General features: G+C 73.2%; 14 protein-coding genes and 1 pseudogene. 10 read left to right on the forward strand and 5 right to left on the reverse strand.

Annotation, left to right across the window (positions count from 1 at the left end; translation table 11 throughout):
• Window positions 1-202 precede the first annotated feature (202 nt).
• Window positions 203-1,618 (reverse strand): carbohydrate porin, encoded by a 1,416-nt coding sequence (locus ACLIBK_RS10710; RefSeq protein ID WP_415387248.1) that lies wholly within the window; start codon window positions 1,616-1,618, stop codon window positions 203-205.
• A 308-nt stretch (window positions 1,619-1,926) separates the two neighbouring features.
• Between ACLIBK_RS10710 and ACLIBK_RS10715 the strand changes: the two genes are divergently transcribed.
• From ACLIBK_RS10715 to ACLIBK_RS10725, 3 genes are read left to right on the forward strand one after another with little or no spacing between them, the layout of a single operon-like run.
• On the forward strand, window positions 1,927-2,859 hold the full coding sequence (locus ACLIBK_RS10715; RefSeq protein ID WP_415387249.1) for a ribose-phosphate pyrophosphokinase: 933 nt from the start codon (window positions 1,927-1,929) through the stop codon (window positions 2,857-2,859).
• A gap of 52 nt (window positions 2,860-2,911) precedes the next feature.
• Window positions 2,912-3,532, forward strand: coding sequence for a glutathione S-transferase family protein (locus ACLIBK_RS10720; protein ID WP_415387250.1), 621 nt, complete (start codon window positions 2,912-2,914; stop codon window positions 3,530-3,532).
• Window positions 3,532-4,110 (forward strand): histidine phosphatase family protein, encoded by a 579-nt coding sequence (locus ACLIBK_RS10725; RefSeq protein WP_415387251.1) that lies wholly within the window; start codon window positions 3,532-3,534, stop codon window positions 4,108-4,110. Before ACLIBK_RS10720 ends, ACLIBK_RS10725 begins: the two co-directional genes overlap by 1 nt.
• A 359-nt stretch (window positions 4,111-4,469) precedes the next feature.
• On the opposite strand, the gene ACLIBK_RS10730 is transcribed toward ACLIBK_RS10725, so the two are convergent.
• Window positions 4,470-7,169, reverse strand: a complete 2,700-nt coding sequence (locus ACLIBK_RS10730; protein WP_415387252.1) for a DUF2339 domain-containing protein — start codon at window positions 7,167-7,169, stop codon at window positions 4,470-4,472.
• 164 nt (window positions 7,170-7,333) lie between these two features.
• Between ACLIBK_RS10730 and ACLIBK_RS10735 the strand changes: the two are divergent.
• The 3 genes and pseudogenes from ACLIBK_RS10735 to ACLIBK_RS10745 form a co-directional block, all read left to right on the forward strand.
• Window positions 7,334-7,984 (forward strand): annotated as a pseudogene (locus ACLIBK_RS10735) (50S ribosomal protein L25/general stress protein Ctc); the annotation flags it as partial.
• A 95-nt stretch (window positions 7,985-8,079) separates the two neighbouring features.
• The gene (pth, locus tag ACLIBK_RS10740; protein WP_415387253.1) at window positions 8,080-8,652 is read left to right on the forward strand and encodes an aminoacyl-tRNA hydrolase; all 573 of its coding nucleotides are present in this window, start codon (window positions 8,080-8,082) and stop codon (window positions 8,650-8,652) included.
• A gap of 45 nt (window positions 8,653-8,697) precedes the next feature.
• Window positions 8,698-9,066: an ArsC/Spx/MgsR family protein gene (locus ACLIBK_RS10745; RefSeq protein WP_415387254.1), complete on the forward strand. Its 369-nt coding sequence runs from the start codon at window positions 8,698-8,700 to the stop codon at window positions 9,064-9,066.
• Window positions 9,067-9,132: 66 nt separating this feature from the next.
• Here ACLIBK_RS10745 and ACLIBK_RS10750 read toward each other — a convergent pair whose 3' ends face one another.
• Window positions 9,133-10,134, reverse strand: coding sequence for a glycosyltransferase (locus ACLIBK_RS10750; protein ID WP_415387255.1), 1,002 nt, complete (start codon window positions 10,132-10,134; stop codon window positions 9,133-9,135).
• A 301-nt stretch (window positions 10,135-10,435) separates the two neighbouring features.
• Here ACLIBK_RS10750 and ychF point away from each other — a divergent pair, with 301 nt between their 5' ends.
• The gene (ychF, locus tag ACLIBK_RS10755) at window positions 10,436-11,530 is read left to right on the forward strand and encodes a redox-regulated ATPase YchF (protein ID WP_415387256.1); all 1,095 of its coding nucleotides are present in this window, start codon (window positions 10,436-10,438) and stop codon (window positions 11,528-11,530) included.
• Between the two features lie 9 nt (window positions 11,531-11,539).
• Window positions 11,540-12,610 carry an AbrB family transcriptional regulator gene (locus ACLIBK_RS10760; protein WP_415387257.1) on the forward strand — a complete coding sequence of 357 codons (1,071 nt, stop codon included), beginning with the start codon at window positions 11,540-11,542 and terminating at the stop codon, window positions 12,608-12,610.
• Window positions 12,611-12,686: 76 nt separating this feature from the next.
• On the opposite strand, the gene ACLIBK_RS10765 is transcribed toward ACLIBK_RS10760, so the two are convergent.
• Window positions 12,687-17,774, reverse strand: a complete 5,088-nt coding sequence (locus tag ACLIBK_RS10765; RefSeq protein WP_415387258.1) for a DUF4347 domain-containing protein — start codon at window positions 17,772-17,774, stop codon at window positions 12,687-12,689.
• Window positions 17,775-18,226: 452 nt separating this feature from the next.
• Between ACLIBK_RS10765 and ACLIBK_RS10770 the strand changes: the two genes are divergently transcribed.
• Entirely contained in the window at window positions 18,227-19,516 is a 1,290-nt protein-coding gene (locus ACLIBK_RS10770; RefSeq protein ID WP_415387259.1) for an ArgE/DapE family deacylase, read from the forward strand.
• Between the two features lie 38 nt (window positions 19,517-19,554).
• Window positions 19,555-21,042: a M81 family metallopeptidase gene (locus ACLIBK_RS10775; RefSeq protein ID WP_415387260.1), complete on the forward strand. Its 1,488-nt coding sequence runs from the start codon at window positions 19,555-19,557 to the stop codon at window positions 21,040-21,042.
• 153 nt (window positions 21,043-21,195) lie between these two features.
• Here the strand turns inward: ACLIBK_RS10775 and ACLIBK_RS10780 are convergent, their stop codons facing one another.
• The gene (locus ACLIBK_RS10780; protein ID WP_415387261.1) at window positions 21,196-21,459 is read right to left on the reverse strand and encodes a hypothetical protein; all 264 of its coding nucleotides are present in this window, start codon (window positions 21,457-21,459) and stop codon (window positions 21,196-21,198) included.
• Window positions 21,460-21,479: the final 20 nt, after the last annotated feature.

The following is a 21,479-nucleotide window of genomic DNA, read 5'->3' on the forward strand; positions in this document are numbered from 1 at the left end:
GCGGCGCCGCCGGCCACGGGCAGCGCGCCGCCCGCGCCCGGCGCCGTGCCGGGCGGGCGCCCCGCCGGCCGCTAGGCGACCCGGCCGACGGAGCCCCGGTCCGCGAAACGGTGCGGCGGCCACCCCGGCGCCGCCCGGCCGGCACCGTCATCGGGCGGTTCGCGCCGCGCACGCGGGCAGCACGCACCGGCCGCACCGCTCCTCACAGCGTGGCGCGAACCCGTAGGCCCAGCACCACCACGTCGCGCAACCCGGCATCGCGGCGGTAGCGCGCGTCGGGGATGTTGGCGGCGGGCTGGCTGATCCACTGCACCAGCGGCCGCAGGAACAGCGTGTCCGGCACCAGCTGGAACTCGTAATCCGCTTCCAGCACCGTTTCGCGGTTGCGCAGCGGCACGCCGGCATCCGCCAGCCGGTCGCGATCGCGGTCGTAGCGGCGGCCCTCGCCGCTGGCCCGCGCGTAGGCGACGCCCAGCGACAGCGTGTCGCCCCGGCGGCCGAAGGGGCCGCGCCAGGCCAGGCCGCCATCGGCGTAGAAGCCCAGCAGGTTGCGGCTGGGCGGCGTCCAGGACGCCCGCGCGAAGGCGGCGATGCTGCCGCCCCCGCCGCGCCACAGCGTCACCTCGCCGACCCCGTAGACCCCGTGGTTGTTGTTGCGCCGGAACGGCGTGCCGGAGCCCCCCGGATCGGCCAGCAGCCCGGAGGACAGCGGGTCGCTGTTCACGTCGAAGGCGGCGCGGCGCTGGTCGTCGAAGCCGCCGTTGTGGAACCACCCGCCCAGCTTGGCGACCCAGGGCTGCGGCCCGTCGCTCCCGACGGGGGCCGACGCGCCGGTCACCGCCTCGGCCAGGAACAGGGCGCCGCCGGCGAGGCTGAAGTTCACCCCGTAGCGGTTGTGCCGCTGCGGGTCGGTGCCGTCGCCGTAGTGGCCCCCGGGATCGCCGGAGAACACCCCGAGCCGCAGGCCGCCGGCCTCGTCCGGGTCGCCCAGCGCCACCCGCACCCCCGGCGCGGCGAAGGGATAGGCCGGACCGCCGGAGGGCAGGGCGGTGGAGGCCGCCAGCGGCCAGCCGAAGGTGCCGTTGGTCAGCCCGCCCGCCGCGGCGGCGGTGAAGAACTCGGCATCCGCCGCCAGCTGGCCGAAGCGCACCGAGCCGTAGTCCCCGAAGCCGCGCTCCAGCCAGAGCTCCGACAGCCGCAGGGAGGACAGCGCCTCCGCATTGCTCAGCGGCGCGAAGCTGCCGGTCAGCGTGGGGGTGGGCTGGCGCCCGTAGATGCCGAAGCCGCTGGCCTGGAAGGACCAGCCCTGCAGGGCCTCCGCCTGGGCGCCGAGATCCACGCCCAGCCCGAGCTTGAACTGGGTGAAGGCCGCCACGCCGCGATGCACCCCGCCGCGCAGGTTGGCGAAGCCGTCAACCAGGGCCTCGCCCGACAGGCAGGTGCCGGCGGCGATCCCGACGCCCTCGTCGCAGGTCGGCTCGCCGCGCGGCGGCGCCTCCTGCGCCCGGACCGGCGGGGCGGCCAGCCCGCCCAGCAGCGCCAGCGCGCCGAGCCGGGCGGCCACCCCGCCCGGGTGCGGCCTGCCGTCCGCGGCGTGGCGGGAAACGGGTGTGGTCATCGCGTCGCTGGCCTTCCCTGGAATGCTGCGCCGGGAAATCCCCCGTGCCGGTCCGGCACGGCGGCGCCCCGTCGCGGGCCCGCCGGCCGGGCGGAGCATGCGGCGTCCCGCCGCTGTCGCGGAAGGAGGTCGCGCACCGCCCTGCACTCGGCCGGGCCCGAGGCGGCGAGGTTGCACAATATGTTATAACGTATCAATACCCGCGCCCGACCCGGCCGGTGGGCCCGTGCCATGCGGCGGGCGCGATGGACACCCGTCGGTGAGGTTGCTATCCCCGGCTCCGCCTCTCCAGTGAGCCTATCCTCCGGATGAAGATCCTCGCCTGCAACAGCAACCGCCCACTGGCCGAGGCCGTGGGCGCTGCGCTGAACCTGCCGCTCATCCAGGCTTCCGTGCGGCGCTTCGCCGACATGGAGATCTTCGTCGAGATCCACGAGAACGTCCGCGGCGAGGACGTCTTCGTGGTGCAGAGCACCAGCTACCCCGCCAACGACAACCTGATGGAGCTGCTGATCACGCTCGACGCCCTGCGTCGCGCCTCGGCACGCCGCATCACGGCGGTGATCCCCTATTTCGGCTATGCCCGGCAGGACCGGAAGGCCGGCCCGCGCACGCCGATCTCGGCCAAGCTGGTCGCCAACCTGATCACCGAGGCCGGCGCCAACCGCGTCCTCACGCTGGACCTGCATGCCGGGCAGATCCAGGGCTTCTTCGACATCCCCGTGGACAACCTCTTCGCCGCCCCCTTCTTCGCGCGCGACATCCATGACCGCTTCAAGGGCCGCGACCTGATGGTGGTCTCCCCCGATGTCGGCGGCGTGGTGCGGGCGCGGGCCATCGCGACGCGGCTGCACACCGACCTCGCCATCATCGACAAGCGCCGCCCCCGCGCCGGCGTGTCGGAGGTGATGAACGTCATCGGCGACGTGGAAGGCCGCGACTGCATCCTGGTGGACGACATCGTGGACAGCGGCGGTACCCTGTGCAACGCCGCCGACGCGCTGCTGAAGAACGGCGCGCGCTCGGTGTCCGTCTACGTCACGCACGGCGTGTTCTCGGGCGGCGCCGTGGCGCGCATCGGCGCCTCGCCGATCGAGCAGATGGTGGTCACCGACAGCATCCAGGCCACGGAAGCGGTGCGCGTGTCCTCCAACATCCGCCAGCTCACCGTCGCGCCGTTGCTGGCGGAGGCGATGCGCCGCATCAGCGAGGAATCCTCGGTGTCCACGCTGTTCTGCTGAGCGCGTCCCGCCCCCAGCGGCGCGGCTCCACCACGGAAAAGGAAACGTCCCGATGAAGCTCTACTACGCGCCCGGCGCCTGCAGCCTCGGCATCCACGTCATCCTGGAAGAGATCGGCAAGCCCTACGAGCTGTCGGCGGTGGCGCTGAAGGACGGCGCGCAGCACAAGCCGGAATACCTGGCGGTGAACCCCAAGGCCAAGGTGCCGGCACTCGACACCGGCAGCACCGTGATCACCGAATTCCCCGCCATCGCCCTGTGGCTGGGCGCCTCCAACCCCGAGGCCCAGCTCTGGCCGGCGGCACCGGACGCCCAGGCGCGCTGCCTGGAAGCGCTCGACTACGTGGTGGGCAACATCCACGCCCAGGGCTTCACCCGGCAGTTCCGCCCCGCCAACTTCACCCCCAGCGAGGCCGACCAGCCCAAGGTGGTGGAACAGGGCAAGGAGATGGCCGCCAAGGGCTTCGGCAACCTGGAAAAGCTGTGGCACGGCGAGGAATGGGTCCTGCCCTCGGGCTATTCCGTGGCCGATGCGGCGCTGTTCTACACGGAATACTGGGCGACCCGTCGTTCCGGCATGACGCTGCCGCCCAAGCTGGCGCGCCACCTAGAGGCCATGCTGGCCCGCCCGGCCGTGCAGCGCGCCCTGCAGCAGGAAGGCCTCGCGGCCTGATGCCCGGCGCCGAGCCCGACCGCATCCCCTTCTGGTTCCTCCGCCACGGGGAAACCGACTGGAACGCGCGCGGGCTCAGCCAGGGCAGCGTGGAGGTGCCGCTCAACGCGGTGGGCGAGGAACAGGCCCGCCGCGCCGCCGCTGCCCTGCTGGGCCGCGGCATCGCCACGATCATCGCCTCGCCACTGGGCCGGGCGCAGCGCACCGCGCAGATCGTGGCGGAAACCCTGCAGCTGCCCTTTTCCACCGACCCGGAACTGCGCGAGGTCAGCTTCGGCGTGCAGGAAGGCCAGCCCATGTCGGACTGGTTCGACGACTGGGTGGAAGGCCGCCTGACCCCCGAGGGGGCGGAATCCTTCGCCGACCTGCGCGTGCGCACCGTGGCCGCCATCAACCGCGCCCTGGCGCTGCCCGCCCCCGTACTGGTGGTGGCCCACGGCGCCCTGTGGCGCGCCTTCCGCCAAGCCGCCGGCCTGCCGGCCAATGTCCGCACGCCCAACGCCCTGCCGCTCTGGGTAGAACCGCCCGCCGCCGGCGAAGCCGCCTGGCGCTTTACCCCAGCCAACCTGCCGGCCTGACAACCCCGGCGGTCCCCGGACGGCTCTCGGCTCCGGTTCGGTTGCGCCTGGGTGTCCTGACGTTGGCCAGGGGCGCTGCCCCTGGACCCCAGGGCAAAGGCGAAGCCTTTGTCCCGAGCCGGGGAGTTACGAACTCCCCGGACCCCGCGCTGAGTGCCTCCGGCGGGGGCGGGATGGCCGACGTCGTCCGAGTGGCACACGTTGTCCGAGCCCGCCCCCGCCGGAGGCACTCATGAGGTCGAGGAGCCTAAGCTCCTCGCGGGGGCTCCAAGGGGGCGGAGCCCCCTTGGCCGCGGCCGAACATCCAGGCGCAACCGGACCGGAGCGGAGTACGGCCTGGAGCCCGCGGGTCACCGACATCACGAGGGCTGGCCCGGAGCGGACGCGGCGGGGCGCAGGCGGCGGTACAGCGCGCCCAGCCCGATCAGCGCCAGCCCGAGGCCCAGGAAGGACAGCACCCGCCACAGCCCGCCCAGCCGGGCCACGTCCACCAGGAAGACCTTGGCGGTGGCCAGCACCAGCAGCGCCAGACCGCCCAGCCGCAGCGCCGGCAGGTTGCGCCGCAGCCCGAACAACAGCACCGCCGCCCCCAGCGCGATCCAGGCGCCCGACCAGGCCCAGAGCTCCGCATCCAGCACGGGGACGTCGTCCAGCCCGATCGCGCTGCCGTGGAAGCCGCGGCGGATTTCCAGCGTCACCCAGCACAACGTCGCCAGCATGGCCATCGCCGCCAGCACCGGCCGCAGCGGGCGCGGGCGGGCGGTTTCCGGCAGCACCAGCGCGGCGGCGGCCAGCAGGGCGGGCAGCGCGTAGGCCGGCAGCAGCGTGTTGAACACCGCCGTCCCCAGCACGGGGTCGCCGGTCAGGGCGGGGTTGTTCAGCAGCAGCCCGGCTTCCAGCAGCACCGCCACCCCGGCCTGAATGCGCCCGATCCAGCCCAGCACCGGCTGCCCCAGGCGGCGGTCCAGCCACAGGAACAGCAGCGCCAGCACCCCCAGCGCCGTGGTGTAGAGCGCTGTTTCGCCGAAGCCGACCGCCGGCCCGGCGAGCTGCCCGCCCAGCACGAAGTGCCGGATTTCCAGCAGCACCAGCGCCGAGAACAGCGCCGCCGAGCCGGCCACCAGCAGCGCGACGCAGCGGTCGCGCCCGCCGCGTGCGAACAGGAAGGCCGCCACCGCGAAGCTCAGGGCCGGCAAGCCGTAGGCCGGCAGCAGCCCGTTCAGCACCGGCGCGCCGCCCAGGGCGTAGTCCAGCACCGCCGGGTTCAGCAGCAGCCGCACCAGCACCACGGCGGCCACCGCCGCCGCCACTCGCCGCAGCGGTGTCAGGCCGCTGCGCGCCTCGATCAGCGCCAAGGGCGGCAGGAACAGCGACACCGCGACGCTCAGCCACTGGTCGCGCAGCAGCATCGCGCAGCCCAGCGCCAGCGCCGCCACGGCCCCCGCGGCATGCGCCCCCGCGGCGGCGTCGCGCCCGGCGCGGGCGCTGCGGGTGGTGGCGACCGTCAGCACCGCCGCCACGGCCACCGCGCCCAGGGCCCAGCGCCCATCGGGGGCGAAGCCGCGCACCCGGGCATAGGCCACCAGCAGAACCAGCACCGGCACCGCCGCGGCCAGCCCGGCCCAGCGCCAGGCGCGCTCCGCCGGGGCGCGACCTTCCCACCACAGCCCGCCCAGCAGGTTCAGCGCCGCCAGCAGCCCGGCCACGGCCAGGAAGGGGCGCAGCGCCTCGGGCAGCATCGGGCCGGGCAGCACGGCCAGCACGTTACCCTCCACGATCACCGCCTCGCCGGTTGCCGCCCAGTCCGGCAGTGCCCAGCCGGCCAGGGCCAGCAGCCCCAGGGCGGCGGCGATGCGGGGCAGGTGGTCGAGCCGCGGCTGCGTGCCGCCACGCCACAGCGCCACGACGCCCAGCAGCAGCCCCGCCACCATCGGCGGCAGGGCAGTGCTGCCGAAGGAAGGCAGCACCGCCGCCAGCCCCAGCAGCAGCAGAGGCACCCAGGCGAGGCGCCGCCCCACGGGATGGTCCAGCGCCTCGGCCGGAAGCGCCCCCAGCTGCAGCGCCGCGGCCGCCGGCACGAACAGCGCGGGCGCCCAGGCCGCGTCGCCCTCGGCGGACACCCCGCCCAGCAGCGCCCAGCCCGCCCCCGCCACGGCGCCGCACCAGCCCAGCCAGGCCCACCCGGTGAAGCGCACCACCACGGACACCGCGGCCGACACCAGCAGCAGGTAGGCGAACAGCCCGGGCCAGGAAGGATCGGCGGTCTGCACCAGCGCCGGGGTGAGGTAAGCCCCCGCCAGCCCCAGCGCGCCCACCGCCGGCCCGAAGCGCAGCGCCAGCAGCAGCCCGATCGCCGCCGCCGCCGCCATGGCCACGAAGCCGCCCAGCGGCCCGAGCAGCCCGTACAATTCCGACGCCGCATAGGCCGCGGCGAACAGTGCCGCCATGCCGCCCGCCGCCAGCCCCGCCGGAGCCTGGTCCGGCCAGGGGGAGGCGCCCTCGGCCGCCCCGCGCCGGTGCAGCCATTCCGCCCCGCCGATCAGCGCCACGCCCAGGATCGCCGCCAGCCCGCAGCGCTCGGCCGGGCCGAGCCAGCCTTCCTCCAGCGCCGTGCGCACCAGGAACACCGCCGCCAGCAGCAGCGCCGCGGCGCCGAGCCAGATGCCCCAGCGCTGCGTCAGCAATTCCTCCAACCCGCGCGAGGGCTGGGCAGGGGGGCGCGGCGGGGCGGGATCAGCCGGCGCGACGTCATCCAGGGCAGGTTCCAGAACTCCGCCCCCCACCACTACGGCCTCGGGCGGCGCGGCGGGCTCCGCCACCGCGCCGTCCGGCAGCGGCGCCGGAATCTCCCAGGGCCGCGCGGTGGGGGCGGGGGCTGCGGCGAAGGGGCGGTTCGCCCCGTGCAGCACCCCGGCCTGCGCCAGGGCCAGCCGCAGCGCCGCGACCTCCCGCAGGGCGCGGCCGGCCCGCACGAAGCCCATGATCGCCAGCACGGGCAGGGCCAGCAGCCCCAGCAACAGCAGCGGCAGCAGGTCTTCCAACAGGTCCCAGGCGTCCATTCCGTCACCCTTCGGCCCCATGGCCCGGCGGTCAAGCGCGCCACCGCGGAACTGCTCGCGCGCGGGAACGATTGCGCCCGTGCCCCGCCTGCGCTAAGCCCCGCCGCGCGCTGGCACCCCTGGAGGCCGGCGCGTTCCCATTTCACCGCAGGAGTATCACGGCAATGGTCCAGACCATCCGGATCGAGGCCGAGTCGCGCGAGCAGGCAGGTAAGGGGGCAGCACGCGCGACCCGGCGGGCAGGACAGGTTCCTGCCGTTATCTATGGCGCCAAGCAGGAAGCGACCCTGATCTCGCTCGACCCGCGCGTCGTGATGAAGGAGCTGCAGAAGGGCGGCTGGCGCTCCCACCTGTATGAGGTGGCGGTGCCCGGCGCGGAGCCCGTGCGCACTCTGATGCGCGAGGTGCAGTTCCACCCCGTCACCGACCGTCCGCTGCACGTGGACTTCCAGCGCCTCGCCGCCGGTCAGAAGATCCGCGTCCAGGTGCCGGTGCACTTCCTGAACGAGGCGACCTCGCCCGGCATCAAGGCCGGCGGCGCGGTCAACGCCGTCCGGCGCGAGCTGGAAGTGATGGTGGACCCGGACCAGGTGCCGGAAGCCTTCGAGATCGACCTCGCGGAAGCCGCCATCGGCGACACGCTGCGCTGGTCCGCCGTGAAGGACACCTTCGGCGCCGAGGCGACGCTGGGCCGCGATTTCGTGGTGGCCACCATCGCCCCGCCGACGGTGGACGAGGAGATCGTCGCCGAGGCGGCCCCGGCCGCGGCCGAGCCCGCCAAGGGCAAGGGCGGCAAGGCCGCCCCGGCTGCCAAGGGCGCCGCCGGCAAGGCGGCCCCGGCCGCCCCCGCCGCGCCGGCCAAGAAGGCCGGCGGCAAGAAGTAAGGACGGCCGCAAGGGGGCCGGGAGCGGTGCTGCTGTGGGTGGGCCTGGGCAATCCGGGCCGGGAACACGCGCGGCAGCGCCACAACATCGGCTTCCTGGCGGTGGACGCCATCGCGCGCCGCCACGGCTTCGGGCCGTGGCGGAGCCGCTTCAAGGGCGAGGTGGCGGACGGCACGGTGGGCGGCCAGCGCGTGACGCTGCTGAAGCCGCAAACTTACATGAACGACAGCGGCAACTCGGTGCAGCCGGCCGCCGCCTTTCACAAGATTTCCCCCGCCGATGTCTGGGCCTTTCACGACGAACTCGACCTCGCGCCCGGCAAGGTGCGGGTGAAGAAGGGTGGCGGGGCCGCCGGCCATAACGGCCTGCGCGACATGCAGCGCGCCTTCGGCTCCCCCGATTTCTGGCGGGTGCGGCTGGGCATCGGCCATCCCGGCCACAAGGACCGCGTGCACGGCCACGTGCTGGGCGACTTCAGCAAGGTGGACACCTGGGTGCCGGAGCTGCTGGACGCGGTGGCCGACGCCGCGCCGTTGCTGGCCACCGGCAAGCCCGAGGACTTCATGACCCGCGTGGCGCTGCTGACCCAGCCGGCCTAGTCGCCGCAGTTGACCGGGCAGGGCCGATCGCGCATCGGCGCCGCCATGAGCACCGTCACCATCTGGCACAACCCGGCCTGCGGCACCTCGCGCGGCGTGCTGGCGGCGATCCGCGCCGCCGGTCACGAACCCGCGGTGGTGGAGTACCTGAAGACGCCTCCCACCCGCGACAGCCTCGCCGCGGCCTGCGCGGCAGCGGGCCTCGCCCCAGCCGAGCTGCTGCGCCGTAAGAGCATCGCGGCCGCCGGGCTGGACCCGGACGCGGTGCTGGCGCTGGACGCGCCGGCCCTACTGGACACCCTGGCCGCGCATCCGCTGCTGATCGAGCGCCCCCTGGTCTTCACCCCCGACGGCGTCCGGCTGTGCCGCCCGCCCGAGCGGCTGCGCGAGATCCTGCCCGCCGCGATGCTGTGACGCGCCCGGCGCCGCGGCCGCCCGCCTGAACCCGGCGCGGCCCCGCGCCCGGGCGCGACGGCGCCCTCAGCCCAGGCAACTCGCCACGACATAGCGGCACAGCGCCTCGTGCGTGTGGTGTTCCAGCACCTGCGCGCGGGCGGCCTCGGCCATGCGCGCCAGCCGGCCGGGATCGGCCAGCGCCGCCAGCACCACCCGCTCCAGCCCGTCCCCCTCGACCTCGTAGTGCAGCGCGTGCTCGCCCTCGCGCAGCGGCGCGTGGCGGCGGATCGTGGGCTGGTTGATCACCGGCACGGAGCGGCAAAGCGCCGCCTCGTAGTGCCGGAAACAGTCCCATCCTAACCCTTCCGGCGAGAAGGTGAGCCAGGCCCGGCCGCAGCGGCGCAGGAACTCCTCGCGCGGCAGCGCCTCGCGGGCGATGTCCACCCGCACCCCGCGCGCCGCCAGCGCCTCGATCCGGCGCAGCCCCTCGGCGCGGATCGCCGGGGCGTGCCGGGTGCTGCCGGCAAAGAACAGGTCCACCGTCTTGGGCAGGGGCGGCGGCGCGGCCGTCACCACCTCCGCCGACAGGCCCAGCGAGATCGGGCGCAGCTTCTCCATCCGCCCCGGCAGCCGCGCGTCGCGCAGCGGCAGCCGGAACGCCTTGGCGGGGTCGGCCGGCAGTTCCCGCTTGAAGTAGTGCCGGCAATGGTCGAGCAGCGGCAGGCAGTGCGGCGCGACCTCCCGTTCGTCATGCATGTCCAGCACCGCCAGCGGGGCGGCGCCGCGGCCCGGCGGCAGGCGGCTTGCCAGGCCCCAGGCGATGCCCCGCCGCGCATCCGCGCTGCGCCGCGGGGACAGGAGGCGGCGCAGCATCTCGGGGTTGCCGGGCGAGCGCAGCGGCGGATGCGCGACGATCAGGTCGAAGCGCCCCGGCCGCTGCCAGTGCCGCGGCCGGAAATAGGCGGAGATCAGCGGCGCCACCGCGGCGCTGTCCGGCCCGGCCTGAATGAACACCGTGCTGTCCGGCCAGGTCCGGCGGAACAGGCAGAACTCGCCGATTTCCAGGATGCGTGGCGGGGCCTGCATGGGCCGATGCTGCCCCGGAACGGCGCGGCCCGGGAAGCTGCCCGCCGGGGCCTCGCTTCGGCGGGGCAGAAGAACAGGAAGCCGGGGGGAAGTATCCCCCCGGACCCCCTTCTATTTTCGGGAGTTTGGGGGCGCTTGCCTGGCCACGGGCGCCCTCAAAGACTCCCGAAAGAAGGAGGGGGTCCGGGGGAGTTCACTCCCCCGGCCTTTCCCGCCCCGCCCGCTTCCCCCTGGCCGTGACCGGCCGGGCGGCGTAAGGGCAGGGCCCGGAACGGCAATCCCCACGGGGAAAAGGGCGAGCATGGGTTTCAACTGCGGCATCGTGGGCCTGCCGAACGTGGGCAAGTCCACCCTGTTCAACGCCCTCACGCAAACGGCGGCGGCGCAGGCGGCCAACTACCCCTTCTGCACCATCGAGCCGAATATCGGCCGCGTCGCCGTGCCCGATCCGCGGCTGGACGCGCTGGCCCGCGTCGGCAAGTCGCAGAAGATCGTGCCCACCAGCCTGGAATTCGTGGACATCGCCGGGCTGGTGCGCGGCGCCTCGCGCGGGGAGGGGCTGGGCAACCAGTTCCTGGCCAACATCCGCGAGGTGGACGCCATCATCCACGTCCTGCGCTGCTTCGAGGATGGCGACATCACCCATGTCGAAGGCAGCGTGGACCCGATCCGCGATGCCGAGACGGTCGAGACCGAACTGATGCTGGCCGACCTCGACAGCCTGGAGAAGCGGCTGCCGGCGGCGCAGAAGAAGGCCAAGGGCGGCGACAAGGAGAGCATCGCCCTGGTGGCGCTGATGGAGCCGCTGATCGCGGCCCTCACCGCCGGCCGGCCCGCCCGCACCGCGGTTCCCGCCGGCGAGGAAGCGGCCGTGGCACGGCTGCAGCTGATGACCACCAAGCCCGTGCTCTACGTCTGCAACGTGGAGGAAGGCTCGGCCGCCACCGGCAACGCCCATTCCGCCCGCGTCGCCGAGCGCGCCGCGGCCGAAGGCACCTCGGCCGTGGTGGTGTCCGCCGCCATCGAGGCGGAGATCAGCCAGATGCCCGCCGCCGACCGCGCCGAGTTCCTGGAAAGCCTCGGCCTGGAAGACAGCGGCCTGGACCGCATCATCCGCGCCGGCTACGCGCTGCTGGGGCTGGTGACCTACTTCACCTGCGGCCCCAAGGAAGCGCGCGCCTGGACCATCACCGCCGGCACCAAGGCGCCGCAGGCTGCGGCGGTGATCCACAACGACTTCGAGCGCGGCTTCATCGCGGCGGAAACCATCGCCTACGCGGATTACGTCGCCCTGGGCGGCGAGGCCGGCGCCAAGGAGGCCGGCAAGATGCGGGTCGAGGGCAAGGAATACGTCGTCAAGGACGGCGACGTCCTGCTGTTCCGCTTCAACGTCTGACCGCGTCGCGTGGCCCTGCCGGCGAGCCTTTCCTTCCCCGGCCGGGACGCCTTCCGGCAGCAAGCGCTCTGCTACGCCGTGGCGGCCCTGGGCGGGGCGCTGTTCTTCCTGATCCACACGCCGCTGCCCTGGATGCTGGGCGCGTTGTGCGCGGTGGCCGCGGCGCAGCTGGCCGGGCTGCCGCTGGCGGCCTCCCGCCGGGCGCGCAACATCGCCGCGCTGGTGCTGGGCTGCGCCCTGGGGCTGAACTTCACCCCCGCCGCGGCGGAGCGCCTGCTGCGCGACGTGCCGCTCTGCCTCGGCGCGGCGCTGGCCACCATCCTGGTGGGGCTGCTGCTGATGCCCGTGCTGGCCTGGCTGGCGCGGATCGACCGCCGCACCGCGCTGCTCTCCTCCCTGCCCGGGGGCGCGGCCGACATGGCGCTGCTGGCGGAAGGCATGGGCGCGCGCCCGGCCATCGTGGCGGTGCTGCAGCTGCTGCGCGTGGTGGGGGTGGTGGTGCTGGTGCCCAGTGGCCTGGCCCTGCTGGGCGGGCTGCATTCCTCGCGCGCCGCGGGGGGCGTCGGGGGGGCACTGCACTGGCCGGGCTTCCTGCTGCTGCTGGCGCTGGGCGGCGTCGGCGTCTTCGTGCTGACCAAGGCGCGGCTGCGCAACGCTTGGCTGCTGGGCGGGCTGGTGGCGGCGCTGGGCTTCACCGCCTCGGATATTTCGCTGACGGGCATGCCCTCCTGGGTCACCGGCACGGCGCAGGTGCTGCTGGGCGCCCAGCTCGGCACCCAGTTCGAGCGCGCGACCTTTCTGGGCGGCCGCCGGCTGCTGACCGTGGCGCTGCTGCATGTCGGGCTGCTGACGGCGGGCTGCGCCCTGGTGGGGCTGCTGCTGGCGTTCACGGGGCGCGCCTCGCCCGGGGTGCTGGTGCTGGCCACGGCGCCGGGCGGCGTGGCGGAAATGTCCATCACCGCGCAGGCCATGGCCCTGGACGTGCCGATCGTTGTGGCCTTCCACCTCGTGCGGATCTTCCTGACGGCGCTGCTGGTGCAGCCGATCTGCGCGTTGTTCGGGCGCTGGGGCTGGATCTGAGGCGCGGCGGGGTCGCACCGCCGCATCCCCGAAAAGTGGCCGCGGCGGGGTTCCCCCAGCCGCGGCCGAACGGAGGCTACAGCGACCATTCCAGGTTCTGCTGCGCCTCGGGGGACAGGGCGAAGACCATCACGACGTCGCCGCGGTCCATGCTGTGGTCGGCCAGCTTGCCCTCGTAGTAGGCCATCCCGTCCGCCTCGCCGTCCCGTTCCAGCGCGTTCTGGTAAAGGGCGTTGAGGAAGGTCTGGTCGCTGACGTTGCGGTAGTAGGTCTGGAATTCGGGCGAGTTCTCGATGGCGTTGCTGAACTCCTCGCGCGTCATGCCCTGCTGCATGTTATCCGCGTAGTAGGCGAGGCCGGCGCTCTCCGCGTCGCGGTCGAAGGCGGTGATGTAGGCCGCGCGGATGAAGCCGATATTCTCGCCCGGCACGAAGATGCCGGCCTCGGTCGCGCTCTTCCACACGTCCTTGGCTTCCGCCGAGTCGACGAAGTTCACCAGCACCTGGGCGCGGGACAGCCCGTCCGTCAGCTGCTGCCGGTAGAAGGCCTGGCCCTCGGCCTCGCCCTCGCGGTGCAGCACGTTCCCGTACAGGGTGCTGATGAACTCGTCGTCCGTTTGCTCGCCGTGCTGCGCCTTGTACTCGGTGCCTTCCAGGAAGCCGCGGGCCACGTCGGTCTTGTCCAGGGTCTTGCCCAGGTCCTTTGCCCAGTAGGACAGGCCGTTCGCCTCGCCCGCCCGGTCGAGGATGCCGAGGTAGAGACGGGTCAGGAAGGACGCGTCCGTGTTCGCCCCGAAGCTCAGCAGCCCGTCCTGCAACACCACCGTGCCCGTGTCGGAGGAGGGCGCCAGCGTGTCGCCATCGGCGAGGCGCACGGCGATCTCGGTGGAGCTCATGGTGGGGGCATGCGACACCTGCTCCACCGGCGGCGGCAGCGGCACCGGACGGGCCTGCACCGCGGCATTGGCGCTGAACACCTGCTCCGCATGGCCGAAACCGTCCGTGTAGGAGGCCACGGCCCGCACCGCGTGGCCGATATCCTCACGCACCAGCTGGTGCTCGGTGCCCGCGGCGCCGCTGATATCCGCCCAGCCGCCCTGGCCGTCCTCGCGCTGCCAGCGGTAGCTGACATCGCCCACCCCGTCGGCATCGTCGAAGGCGCGCGTGGCGACCAGGGTCTCACCGCGCATCGGCGTGCCGGACAGGGCGACGTTGCCCGTCGGCGCATCGTCGACATTGGCCACCGGCGCGGCCGTGCCGATGCCGGTCACCTGCTCGGCATGGCCGAAGCCGTCGGTGAAGGACACCACCGTGCGCACGCTGTGGCCCACATCCTCCTGGCCCAGGCGGTAGGTGCTGCCGGTGGCGCCGTTCACGTCGCTCCAGCCGCCCTGGCCGTCATCGCGCTGCCAGCGGTAGCTGAGGGCGCCGAGCCCGTCCGCATCCGCCAGGCCGGAGGTGTCGGCGGTCAGCAGCGCGCCCTGGGCGGGGTCGCCGGTGACCGTCACGGCGCCGGTCGGGGCGTCGTCCACATTGGCCACGGAGGAGGTGGTGGCGGCGCTGGCCACTTCCTCCGCCGTGCCGAAGCCGTCGGTGAAGGAAGCGACGGCGCGCACCGCGTGGCCCACATCGTCCTGGCCCAGGGTGTAGGTGCTGCCCGTGGCGCCGGCGATGTCGGACCAGTTGCCCCCTTCGTCATCGCGCTGCCAGCGATAGGTGATCGGGCCGAGGCCGTCGGCATCGGTCAGCGTGTTGCTGGCGATCAGCAACTCGCCCTGGCCGGGGGTGCCGCTGATCGTGACCGCGCCCCCCGGCGCGTCGTTCACGTTGGCCACCGGCGTGCCGGTGGCGGCGCTGGCCACCTCCTCCGCATGACCGAAACCGTCGGTGAAGGAAGCGACGGCGCGCACGCTGTGGCCGGCATCCGCCTGCACCAGGCCGTAGGTGCTGCCGGTGGCGCCGTCGATGTCACTCCAGCCGCCCTGGCCGTCATCGCGCTGCCAGCGATAGGTGATCGCACCCAGCCCGTCCGCATCGGTCAGCGTGTCCGTCACCGTCAGCGTCCCGCCTTCCTCGACGGTGCCGCTGATCGTGACCGTGCCGCCCGGCGCATCGTCCACATTGGCCACGGAGGAGGTGGTGGCGGCGCTGGCCACTTCCTCCGCCGTGCCGAAGCCGTCGGTGAAGGAAGCGACGGCGCGCACCGCGTGGCCCACATCGTCCTGGCCCAGGGTGTAGGTGCTGCCCGTGGCGCCGGCGATGTCGGACCAGTTGCCCCCTTCGTCATCGCGCTGCCAGCGATAGGTGATCGGGCCGAGGCCGTCGGCATCGGTCAGCGTGTTGCTGGCGATCAGCAACTCGCCCTGGCCGGGGGTGCCGCTGATCGTGACCGCGCCCCCCGGCGCGTCGTTCACGTTGGCCACCGGCGTGCCGGTGGCGGCGCTGGCCACCTCCTCCGCATGACCGAAACCGTCGGTGAAGGAAGCGACGGCGCGCACGCTGTGGCCGGCATCCGCCTGCACCAGGCCGTAGGTGCTGCCGGTGGCGCCGTCGATGTCACTCCAGCCGCCCTGGCCGTCATCGCGCTGCCAGCGATAGGTGATCGCACCCAGCCCGTCCGCATCGGTCAGCGTGTCCGTCACCGTCAGCGTCCCGCCTTCCTCGACGGTGCCGCTGATCGTGACCGTGCCGCCCGGCGCATCGTCCACATTGGCCACGGGGGTCGCCAGGGCCGCGCTGGTCACGGATTCCGTGAGGCCCGCGCCGTCGGTGAAGCTGGTCACCACCCGCACCGAATGGCCGACATCCGCCTGCCCGAGCTGGTAGGTGCTGCCCGTGGCGCCGGTGATGGCCGTCCAGCCGCCGTTGCCGTCATCGCGCTGCCACAGGTAGGCCAGGGTGCCGACCCCGTCGGCGTCGGCCATGGCGCTCGTGTTGGCGGTCAGGACCTCGCCCTGCGCGGCGCTGCCGTCGACCGTGACGCTGCCGGTGGTGGGGCTGTTGATGTAGAGCGCCAGCGGGGCCGAGGCGACGGACTCGTTGCCCGCCGCATCGGTCGCCACCGCCGTCACTGTGTGGGCGCCAGGGGCGAGGGCGGAGAAGGTGTGCTGCCAGGTGCCGTCGCTGCCCGCGGTCACCGTGGCGGTGGCCACGCCGTCCAGGTTCAGCGTCACGTAGTCGCCGGCCACGGCCGTGCCGGACACGGTGGGCGTGGTGTCATGGGCGTCCGAGCCGTCGCGCACGGGCGCCGCCAGCGTGGTCGGGGCGGCGGTGTCCACCTCCACCGACAGCACCACCGGGGTGGTCAGGGCGCCGGAGGAACCGTCGGAGGCGACGGCGGTGATCTCGTGCGGGCCGTCGGCCAGGTTGCCGGGAAGCGTGTAGCTCCACTTGCCGTCGGCCCCGGCCGTCACGGTGGTCAGCGTGCTGCCGTCCAGCTTCAGCTCCACCGTGTAGTTGGCCACGGTTTCGCCGGCGATGGTGGGCGCCGCCACCTTGGTCAGCCCGTCGCTGTCGGACCGGCCGGTGTCGGTGGCCGCCGTGAGCCGCAGGGAGGTGCTGGGCACCTCGATGGTGATGCTCTGGTCCGTGGTCATCCCCGTGCCGTCGCGGCCGCGGATGTTGAGCACGTAGGAGTCCCCGCGCATGTCGGGGGTGGGGATGAACTTGATGTGCAGGGTGGTCTTGCCGCCCTCGCTGCTGGTTTCGGTGGAAAAGATCGCCGGATCGGTGCTGGGCGGGTTCAGCACGGTCAGCACCGGCGGCGTGTCGCTGTCGGGGTCGTCCATCACCACGTGGGTGTGGAACATCTCGTTCACCACGGCCTGCTGCGTGGTGCTGGCGATCTCCTCGATCACCGGCGACTGCGAGCCGGCCGGGACGATCTTGAACACGAAGTCCACGGGCACGGAGGACAGGACGTTGCCCTGCGCATCCAGGTCCTCCACCATCACCGTGACCTGCCAGCGGTCATTGGTCGCGGTGGCGACGGCGGCGTCGGTGACGTCCCAGGTGATCAGCCCGTTGGGCGTGATGGTCAGGCCGGTGGGGCGGGTCGCCTCCGTGTTGATGTTGTTGTTGTAGAACTCATCCTGCGTGCCATAGCGGAAGCGCAGCGTGTCGCGGTTCGGGTCGGCGGCGACGATCTGGTAGGTGAACACCGCGTTGTCGGGCACCTGCACCACCGCCGGTACCGCGACGATCGGCGAGCGATTGCCGACGTCGTCGAGGTCGACGGTCATCGTCTGCTGCCAGTTGGTGTTGACCAGGTTCCTGGCGGTTTCGCGGGCCCCGCCGCTCCAGGTCACGACGTGCTCGCCGCCCGTGGCGTAGGTGTGCTGGACGCCGACCTCGTTGGCCTCGATGGTGCCGTTGCCGTTCAGGTCGGTGACGAACTCGGTGATCGCGTCGTTGGTGGTGGGGTCGCGCGACAGGATGCGGAAGGACACGTTCTGCGTGGTGCCATCACCGAAGTCGAGCGTGATCATGCTCGGCGCGATGGCGCCCACCGCGGCGCCGCCGGTGAAGCTGTGGTTGGCCGTCCAGTCCACGCTGCCCTTGATCAGCACCGTGTTGGGCGAACCGGCCACCGGTTCCCAGGACATGGTGGCGTAGCGGAAATGGTTCAGCGTGTGCTGCCAGTTCTCCACCGCCTCGGCCGAGAAGGGCAGGGAGGCCTCGATGCTGCCGGTCTGCGCTTCCAGCTCCCAGTCGCCGCCCAGCGCCGCCGCACCCGTCAGGTCTGTGGAGGCCGCCACGTCGGCGCCGCTGGCCGCGGCCAGCCTGGACAGCAGCGCTTCGCCGCCGGCCGAGCCCGCCACGTCGCAGCCGTAGAGCAGGATGTCGGCATCCGCCGTCAGGGCGGACTGCCAGGAGGCGATCTGTTCGGCCCGCGCGTCCACCGTGCCGGCGGTCACGGCGGCGTTGCCCAGGTTGAACTCACCCTCGGCGCCATGGCCCAGCACGTGCAGTGCGGTGATGCCGCTGCGGCCGGCCAGGGCTTCGGTGATCTGGTCGAGGCCGTCACGGTCCGCGGCCAGGCGGACCACCTCCACGGTCGGCGAAAGGCCCGCCAGCAGGATTTCCGCTTCCGGCACGCCGGCATCGACGAACAGGATTTCGCGGGCGGCAGGCTGGGACCCGGTGGACGTGAGGGACTGGCTCATGGATTTCCCGATCGGAGTTGAGGGATCGATGCCCACCGCGCCCCATGCCTCCGCCGATCTCGGAACCGGAAAGGGTTGCAGTGCGGGTCTCACCGACGCCGCTCATCTTGCCGGGAGAAGAATTACCGGAGCTTGAAGGTCGCCGGCCCGATCCCCGCCGCGCCCGGCCAGGGGAGGCCGTCCCTGCCAGAATCCTGTGTTCCCACGCCGGATCTGCAGCACGGCCCGCCCCCGGCGAACGGCGCCGCGCCGCGCTGCACGCCGCCTCCCGTTTCGCCGAATCGCGCACGACTCGGGCCAGGCCGGCTCGTGCCCTCAGCCCCGGCGCCCGCCCGGCCGGAGTCGCGTGCCGAACCGAGGGCAGGGGCGGCCCACCCTTGTCCGCGTCCGACCGCGGCCTGTAGCCTTTGCCACCGCCGGCCCGGTGCTCCGCCCGGCCGCGAGGATTTCCGATGACCATCGACCCCGGTGCCGAGCGCGCCATCCTCGACGCCGTCGCCGCCCTGGAGAGCGAGGCGGTGGAGGCGCTGGCGCGGCTCGTGCGCTGCCGCTCCACCCTGGGGGAGGAAGCGGGCGCGCTGGAGGAGATGGCGCGCCATTTCGCCGCGCTCGGGCTGGAACCGCGCCGCATCCCCACCGTGCCGGAAGCCCTGCGCGACCATCCCGGATTCTCGCCGCCGCTGATCTCCTACGCGGGCCGCGACAACGTCGCCGCGCTCTTCACCCCGCGCGAAGGCAAGGGCCGCTCGCTGACGCTGCAAGGCCACGTGGACGTGGTGCCGGAAGGTGCTGCGGACCTTTGGACCACCCCGCCCTTCGAGCCCGCGCTGCGCGAAGGCCGCATGTTCGGCCGCGGCGCCGGGGACATGAAGGCCGGGCTGGTGTCCTACCTCTTCGCCTTCCGGGCGCTGCGCCTGGCCGGGCTGCAGCCCGCCGCCCCCGTGCAGCTGCAGGCGGTGATCGAGGAGGAATGCACCGGCAACGGCGCCCTGGCCACGATGCTGGCCCTGCCGCGCACCGACGCCGCCATCATCCCCGAACCTGGCCCTGGCTTCGCCGGCCTCTATTCCGCCGAGGTCGGCGTGGTCTGGGCCTGGGTCACCGTGACCGGCCGCCCCGCCCATGTGCGCGACATGCAGTCCGGCGTGAACGCCATTGAGGCCGCCATGACCGTGGCCGCCGCCTTCAAGGAGTACGAGGCGCGGATGAACCGCGCCGAGCACGTCCACGTCGCCTTTCACGGCGTGAACCACCCGGTGAACGTCAACATCGGCACGCTGGAGGGCGGGGAGTGGAACTCCTCCGTTCCCACCCGCGCGCGGCTGGGGCTGCGGGTGGGCGTGATGATGGGCAACACTGCCGCCGCCGTGCGGGCCGATATCGAGGCGATCGTGGCGCGCCTCGCCGGCAGCGAGGCCCTGCGCGGCGCCAAGCTGGCACTGGAATTCCGCGGCTTCCTCGCCGACCCCTGCGTCTTCGACATGGAGAGCGACATCGTCCGCCTCGCCCGCCACCATTACGCGGCAGCCGCCGGCACCGAGCTGCGCCAGTTCCCCGCCACCGGCCTGACCGACGGCCGCTTCTTCGCGCTCTACGCCGACACCCCCGTCGCCTGCTTCGGCCCCGAGGCGCAGGAAATCCACGGCATCGACGAGAGCGTCGGCCTGGACAGCATGCACAGCATCACCCGCACCATCGCCCTGACGATGGCCGAATGGTGCGGCCTGGAGCGCGCGGCGTGAGCGCCGCCGCGCCGGACCGGGGCTGACGGACACCACCCATGCGCATCGCCGTCGGCGGCTTCCAGCACGAGAGCCATTCCTTCGCCCCCACCCCCACCGGCTGGGACGAGTTCCTCCACCCTGGCGGCTGGCCCGCCCTGCAGCGCCCGCCCGGGCTGCTGGCCGCCCTGCGCAACACCAGCACCCCCATTGCCGGCGCCATCGCCGCTGCCGGGGCCATGGGCTTCACCCTGGCGCCGCTGACCTGGTGCCTGGCCAATCCCGGCGGCCCCGTGACGGCCGAGGCCTTCGAACGCATCTCCTCCCTGCTGCTGTCCGACCTGCAGGACGCCCTGGCCGCCGGGCCGCTGGACGGCATCTTCCTGGACCTGCACGGCGCCATGCTGGCCGAAGGCTTCCCCGACGCCGAGGGCGAGCTGCTGCGCCGCGTCCGCGCCGTGGCTGGCCCGGCGACGCCCCTGGTGGCCAGCCTGGACCCGCACTGCAACCTGACCGCCGCGATGGTAGAACGCGCCGACGCCCTGTCCCCCTTCCGCACCTATCCGCACGTCGACATGAAGCCCGCCGGCGCCCGCGCGCTGCGCCTGCTGGTGGAGCGCGCCCGCCGCGGCCGCCCCTTCGCCCGCGCCTTCCGGCAACTGGACTTCCTGCTCCCCATCACCGCGCAATGCACGCTGGTGCCCCCCATGGCCGAGGCGATGGCCGAGCGCGACCGCATCGCCCTGCGTCACGGGGTCGCGGAGCTGGGCCTGTGCTTCGGCTTCCCCTACGCCGACTTCCCCGATTGCGGCGCCGCAATCGCCTGCTACGCCGTCGACGAGCCCAGCGCCGTTGCGGCCGCCGAGGAGATGCTGCGCTGGCTGCGCACGCATGAGGCCGAGTTCCGCTCCGACATCCTCCCGGCAGGGGAAGGCGTGGCCGAGGCGATCCGCCTCTCCGCCAAGGCCACGCGCCCGGTGATCCTGGCCGACACCCAGGACAATCCCGGCGGTGGCGGCCACGGCGACACCACCGGCCTGCTGGCCGAGCTGGTGCGCCAGGGAGCCCGCGGCGCCGTGCTGGCCACGATCAACGACGCCGCCAGCGCCGCCGCCTGCCGCGCGGCGGGGGAAGGGGCCAGCCTGTCGCTGCGCCTGGGCGGCCGTTCCGACGGCCGGCCGCTGGACGTCACGGCCAAGGTGCTGCGCGTGTCGGATGGCCGCTTCACCTGCACCGGCCCCATGGCCGCGGGCAACCCGGCCGATCTCGGGGATTCGGCGCTGATCTCGGCCAACGGGGTCAAGGTGATCGTGAACAGCCGCAAGATGCAGGCCTACGACCAGGCAATCCTGCGGCACCTCGGCGTGGAGCCGGCGCGGGAAAAGATCCTGGCGCTGAAGTCCAGCGTGCACTTCCGCGCCGATTTCGGGCCGATCGCGGAAAAGGTGCTGGTGGTGGCAGCCCCGGGGCCCGTGGTGGCCGACCCGGCGACGCTGCCCTTCCGGCACCTGCGCCCCGGATTGCGGCTCCGGCCCGGGGCGGGCTGAAGCGTTGCGCCGGTAAGGAAGGCAAGCCGGGGGAAGTATCCCCCGGACCCCCTTCTATTTTCGGGAGTCAGGGGGTGGCGCAACGGTCACGCACGCACCCCCAAACTCCCGAAAGAAGGAGGGGGTGTGGGGGAGTTCACTCCCCCGCTCTTATCACAACCGGTCGGCGGTCCGCTGCAGCGCCGCGGCCGCCTCGCGCGCCGCGGCCGCCGCCTGACCGAGGGAGCGGACCTCCCCATCCCAGTCCAGGGTCGACCGTTCCAGCCGCGCCGTTTCCGTCCGCAGCTGCCCCAGCGAGGCGCGCAGCTGCCCCAGCGCCGCGCGCTGTTCCGCCTGCGCCATCTGCAACCGGCACAGCGCGACGGCGAGCCGGTTCTTCGGCGTGGCGGGAAAGGCGATCACGTTGCCGGTCTGCATCGGGAGGAACCTCGTCGGCT

It is taken from the genome of Roseomonas sp. BN140053 (assembly GCF_047690175.1).
In the GTDB taxonomy this organism is placed as follows: Bacteria; Pseudomonadota; Alphaproteobacteria; order Acetobacterales; family Acetobacteraceae; genus Roseomonas.